Origin of the sequence: Delftia sp. ZNC0008, from assembly GCF_000799035.1 — a bacterium.
Lineage (GTDB): Bacteria > Pseudomonadota > Gammaproteobacteria > Burkholderiales > Burkholderiaceae_C > Comamonas > Comamonas tsuruhatensis.
In genome coordinates this window covers 565-5,688 of the sequence record NZ_JTKZ01000077.1, presented here as the reverse complement: position 1 = coordinate 5,688, position 5,124 = coordinate 565, and the positions used below count along the sequence as shown (strand labels likewise).

6 protein-coding genes are annotated in these 5,124 nt (G+C 69.7%); 5 read left to right on the top strand and 1 reads right to left on the bottom strand.

What is annotated here, in order from left to right; all coding sequences use genetic code 11:
* A partial coding sequence (locus tag L995_RS02800; RefSeq protein ID WP_047468930.1) for a hypothetical protein occupies nt 1-1,246 on the bottom strand: 1,246 nt, incomplete at its 3' end.
* A 233-nt stretch (nt 1,247-1,479) separates the two neighbouring features.
* Between L995_RS02800 and rpoN the strand changes: the two genes are divergently transcribed.
* The 5 genes from rpoN to L995_RS02780 all read left to right on the top strand — a co-directional run.
* Nucleotides 1,480-2,814, top strand: a complete 1,335-nt coding sequence (rpoN, locus tag L995_RS02795; protein WP_017404821.1) for an RNA polymerase factor sigma-54 — start codon at nt 1,480-1,482, stop codon at nt 2,812-2,814.
* A 184-nt stretch (nt 2,815-2,998) separates the two neighbouring features.
* Nucleotides 2,999-3,307 carry a hypothetical protein gene (locus tag L995_RS02790; protein ID WP_047468927.1) on the top strand — a complete coding sequence of 103 codons (309 nt, stop codon included), beginning with the start codon at nt 2,999-3,001 and terminating at the stop codon, nt 3,305-3,307.
* Between the two features lie 49 nt (nt 3,308-3,356).
* Nucleotides 3,357-3,551, top strand: a complete 195-nt coding sequence (locus L995_RS02785; RefSeq protein ID WP_016446355.1) for a hypothetical protein — start codon at nt 3,357-3,359, stop codon at nt 3,549-3,551.
* Nucleotide 3,552: 1 nt separating this feature from the next.
* Complete coding sequence (locus tag L995_RS31675) at nt 3,553-3,804, top strand: plasmid stabilization protein (protein ID WP_082001473.1); 252 nt, start codon at nt 3,553-3,555, stop codon at nt 3,802-3,804.
* Between the two features lie 80 nt (nt 3,805-3,884).
* Nucleotides 3,885-5,124: sensor histidine kinase (locus L995_RS02780; protein WP_331428939.1), on the top strand; the 1,240-nt coding region annotated here is incomplete at its 3' end.

Below are 5,124 nucleotides of genomic sequence, written 5' to 3'. Positions count from 1 at the left end.
CCGCGTCCTGCTCGCCCTTGGCGGCCGATGCCGCAAGATGTCCGCCCACGGGATGTGCCGCCATGCGCACGCGTGCGCCATCGGGCAAGGCCTCGCGCACGGACAGGAAAATGCTGATCAGCGCCAGCTCCAGCTCGTCAGGGTCCACATACACGCCCAGGCGCGCGGCCGGCTGGCCCGGCGGGCTGGCCTCGGCGGGCTCAGCCACCTCCAGCGCCACGCGCTTTCCCAGCACCACGGCCAGCGTGCCCCGCACGCCCGGCAACCAGCGGTACAGATCCACCACCAGCGCATGCGTGCTGTGGCGCGGCCCGAAGCGCAGCAGCTGCTGTGTCAACCGGCTGGCCGTGTCCACCGAACGCAGCATGGCCTGTGCAGGCAGGCGCAGGTTCGGGTCCTCCGAACGACGCTCAATCAGATAGGCGCTGTTGCTCAGAACGCCGAGCTGGTTGTTGAACTCATGGGAGAAGCGGCCTGCCAGCCGGCCGACCACCTGCAGGCGCTCGTTCTGGATATGGGCCTCGCCGGCTTCGTTGTCCCGCTCCCCCGGTGCGCCGCCGGCCTGGCTGCGCCGGGCCGGCCTCATCGGGTCCGCCCTGCCACGCAAGGCCAGCCCCGCCAGGCCCAGGCCGGCCAGCGCAAACAACACGATCGCCGCCCAGATCACGCCCCTCAGGAGCGGGGAACACGCCGGATCCAGCGCGGAACAGGGAACCCAGCTCACCCAGGTCCAGCCCTGGGCCGTCCTGCTGAAGAAAACGCGCAGGGTGCCGCCCTGCGCATCGGGCACATCCAGCCAGCCGTGCGCCAGGCTGGAAGCCAGGCGCTCGCTGAAATCAGCGGGCAAGGCAGGCTGACCCGTTGCCGCAGCCGTGCCGGCCGGCACCGCACGGCCCGCGCTGTCCACCAGAAAGCCGGACCATCCCGCCTCCAGCAGCGGTTGGACGGCAGCCAGCGCCTGCTCGGCATTGGCAGCGCGTGGCTCCTGCCTGTCCAGCAGGCGGGCCGCGGCCATGCTGGCGATGCGAACGGCCTGCTCCTGCGCCGCGTGCCCGGATTGATAGGCGCGCAACAGCAGCCAGGACGAGGCGGCCAGCACAAGCACCAGCAAGGCCAGAAGCAACAGGACCCGTCTCAGGCGCATGGACATGGATGGCCCGCGTGCGGCGCCGCGCGCCCCGCCTTGCGGGACTGCATTGAGGGTTCCCGGCGGCGGGACCGTGTGAAAACCGGTGGATTGGTACATGGCAAAGTTTGCAGAAAACCTTGCGCCCGAGCGGAAATTTTTACCGCAGGCGCCTTGAGCGGCCCTGCTGTTGCAAAGCCGATACCCGCAGCGACGGCCGAACCCCGGGCCCCTGTGCCTTCTGCGCAGCAAGTACGCAGCAGGTTTCGTGCCCAAAGTGTATCCAGACGATTCGCCACGCTGATCGGGGCATGAACGTTGCGTCCTTGTGGCCATCGCAACAAGGAGACGAGATGGGTTCCATGCACCTCAAGGCGGACATACGCCAGTCCCAGACGCTTTCCCCGCGCTTGCAGCACGCGGTGCGCATGCTGCAGATGTCCTCGCTGGACTTTGCCGCGATGGTGCGCAGCAAGATGGAGGACAACCCATTCCTGGAAGATGCCGAGCCCGCAGATGACCGCGACCTGTGGGTGGCCGACATGCACCTGGGCGCGCGCCAGGCCGTTGACGCGGAGGGCTCCGCCATGGACACGGCTGCCTGCGAAACCACGCTGGCCATGCACCTGCACGGCCAGCTCAACGTGACGGCCATGACGCCGCGCGACCTGTGCATGGCGCGCGCCATCGTGGAATCGCTGGACGACGACGGCTATCTGCGCACGGACCTGCAGGAGCTGGCCGGCCTGCTGGCGCTCAGCCCGGCGCCCGATGCGCAGGAAATGCTCATCGCCCTGCGACTGGTGCAATCGCTGGATCCGGCGGGCGTGGCCGCGCGCAGCGTGGGCGAATGCCTGTTGCTGCAATGCCCGCAGATGGCTGACGCCACGCTGCGCCAGCTGTCGCAGACCCTGCTGCAGCACCACATGGACGCGCTGGCCGCGCGCGACGTGCCGCGGCTGGCCAAGGCGCTGCAGGTGCCGGCGGCCCAGATCGTGCAGGCCATGGATGCCATACGGCGCCTCAACCCCAGGCCTGGCTGGAGCTTCGGCTCCACGCGCGTGGACTACATCGTTCCCGACGTGATCGTGCGCAGGGGACCGAGCGGCTGGAATGTGCAACTGAACCCCGCCGTCGTGCCGCGCGTGCGACTGAACAGCGTCTACGAGCAGCTGTTCCAGCGCCACCGCTGCACGGGCCAGGCCCAGCTGGCCGACCATCTGCAGGACGCGCGCTGGACCGTGCGCAATGTGGAGCAGCGCTTTTCCACCATCCTGGACGTAGCCCGGGCCATCGTGCGAAAGCAGGAGCTGTTCCTGGAGTTCGGCGCCATGGCCATGAAGCCGCTGGTGCTGCGCGAAATTGCCGAGGAAGTGGGTGTGCACGAATCCACCGTCTCGCGCGTGACCAACAACAAGTACATGGCCACGCCCACGGGCGTGTTCGAGCTCAAGCACTTCTTCTCGCGCCCCATGCTCAGTGCCAGCGGCAGCGCCTGCTCGGCCACGGCCATCCGCGAGCTGATCGGCGACATCATCGCGGCCGAATCCGATGCCCGGCCCCTGTCCGACGTCGATATCGCACGCCAGCTGGGCGCCCAGGGCCTGGTCGTGGCCCGCCGCACCGTCACCAAGTACCGCCAGCTGCTGCGCATAGCGCCGGCCGACCGGCGCAGGCGCCACGGCTGACACGGCACCTGCCGTCGCGGCCGCGGCCTTGCGATGGCCCTTGGCGCCGCTGCCCGTGGCGGTGTGTCCTGCCAAGCCCCACTGCCTTGCAGCGGCTTGTCGCTCCCCCAGGTCCTGCCTTGTCCGACAGTTGCAGGCCGCCGTCCGGCCTAAGGTGAAGGCTCATGGATTGAAGGAGACCGCCATGGACACCCCTCCCCGCAGAGTGCACGCCCCCCTCGAACGCCAGCGCAGCGAGAACAACCACAACCGCGATGGCCGCTGGCCGCTGCGCATCGCCGCCCTCACGGCCGCCGTCGCACTGATCCTGGTGCTGATGTTCAACTTCATGGCACCCAGGGGGCGGCTGGATGCGCCCAGCGCCACCGGAGGGCCAGCGACAGAGCCCACCTCCTCTGCCTCGCCGGCCGCACCTGCCGCACCTGCCGCGCCGTCCATGACGCCGCCGCAGGCCGATCCGGCCACCGCCCCCGCCACCGCCGCGCCACGCTGAGCCCGCCTGCCCACTTGTATCAACCCTTCCCCTCAGGACAGCAGCAGCCATGAACCACCCCCTGCCCCACGCACCCAATATTCCCCAGGTGCCGACCACGCCCAACGACCCCGTGGCACCCGACGATCCCAACCGCCAGCCCGGCCGCCCGCGCGGACCCGAGCCGATAGATCCGCCCACCACGGCGCCCCCCATAGAATTGCCGCCCGCGCCCGAGCAGGAACAGACCCGCAAGGGAGAGTGACATGCCCCGAGGAGACCAATCCACCGATACCCATGAGCGAAAACGCCAGGCCCGGCACATAGTGCACAGCCACGAATCGCGCGGCGCAGGCCATGAAGAGGCCGAAAGGCGCCTGTGGGCCACCGTGGACAAGGACAGCGGCGGCGGCAGGCAATCGGGCTGCGGCCGGGGCCGGCAAGCAGCGCATTGCGCTGCCCGCAAGGGCGCCCGCAGGCGAGGCGCCGCACCTGCAGCGCAATCCGCCTCGCGATAGCTGCGCCGCCCCCGCGGCCCCGGCGCCTGGATCAACGACACAGGCCGGCCCGCGAAGTCGGCAATCCCGTGGGAGAACCCGTGAATTCAGAAGACGGTTTTGGATTCCTGCCGCAGCGCGGCGAAATGGCGGCGCGCGTGCGCGCCCACGACTGGGAGGGCACGCCCCTGGGCTCGCCGCAGAGCTGGCCGCAAAGCCTGCGCAACGCCGCCAGCCTGATGCTGGGCTCGCGCTTTCCCATCATCATCTGGTGGGGCGATGACTTCCGGCTGATCTACAACGACGCCTACATTCCCTTCCTGGGCACCAGCAAGCACCCCAAGGCGCTGGGACAGGCCGGCGCGCAATGCTGGAGCGAGATCTGGGACGACATCGGCCCCATGCTGGAGGGCGTGCTGCGCACGGGCCAGGCCACCTGGTCCACCGATGCGCGCTACTTCTTCGACCGCGAGCTGCCGCAGGAAGAGGTCTTCGTCACCTTCACCTACGGCCCCATCCTGGCCGATGACGGCATCACCGTGCAGGGCGTGTTCTGCCCCTGCACCGACACCACCGAGAAAATCGTCAGCCGGCGGCGCCTGGAGACGCTGCACCGCCTGGGCATCCGCACGCTGGACATGCGCAGTGCCAAGGACGCGGGCGAAAAGGTCTGCGCCGTGCTGGATGAAAACCCCTACGACGTGCCCTTCGCCATCATCTACGAATGCCAGGCCGCCCCGGATGCAGGCAGCGCAGACACCGCTCCCCCGGCCTTCCAGCTGCTGTGCTCCACCGGCATGGACACCGACCTGGCGGCCGACCCCGCGCCCTGGCCGCTGGCCCAGGCCGTGCAATCGGGCCAGCCGGCCAACGTGGACCTGGCGCAGCTGGGCCTGACCCTGCCTGGCGGCCCCTGGCCCGAACCCTCGCGCCTGGCGCGCATCGTGCCCGTTCGCTGGTCGGGCGACGGCCAGGCCTCGGGCGTGCTGGTGCTGGGCGTCAGCCCGCGCCGCCCGCTGGATGCGGAGTACTGCGCCTTCCTCGATATGGTGGCAAGCCACACGGGCGGCGTTGTCGCGCACGCCGTGGCCTATGAGCAGGAAGCGCGGCGCGCCCGGGCCCTGGCCGAGGTGGACCGTGCCAAGACCGTGTTCTTCTCCAACGTCAGCCACGAGCTGCGCACGCCGCTGACGCTGATCCTGGGGCCGCTGGACGACGCCCTGCGCGAGCACGGCGGCCACCTGCCGCCCGATCAGGTGCAGATGGTCCACCGCAACGCGCTGCGCCTGCAAAAGCTGGTCAACGCCCTGCTGGACTTCGCGCGCATCGAGGCCGGGCGCA

Excerpts from the sequence above, each read along its gene's own strand:
- L995_RS02790 (WP_047468927.1), top strand. The coding sequence starts at position 2,999 with ATGGACACCCCTCCCCGCAGAGTGCACGCCCCCCTCGAACGCCAGCGC.
- L995_RS02785 (WP_016446355.1), top strand. The coding sequence starts at position 3,357 with ATGAACCACCCCCTGCCCCACGCACCCAATATTCCCCAGGTGCCGACC.
- rpoN (WP_017404821.1), top strand. The coding sequence starts at position 1,480 with ATGGGTTCCATGCACCTCAAGGCGGACATACGCCAGTCCCAGACGCTT.
- L995_RS31675 (WP_082001473.1), top strand. The coding sequence starts at position 3,553 with ATGCCCCGAGGAGACCAATCCACCGATACCCATGAGCGAAAACGCCAG.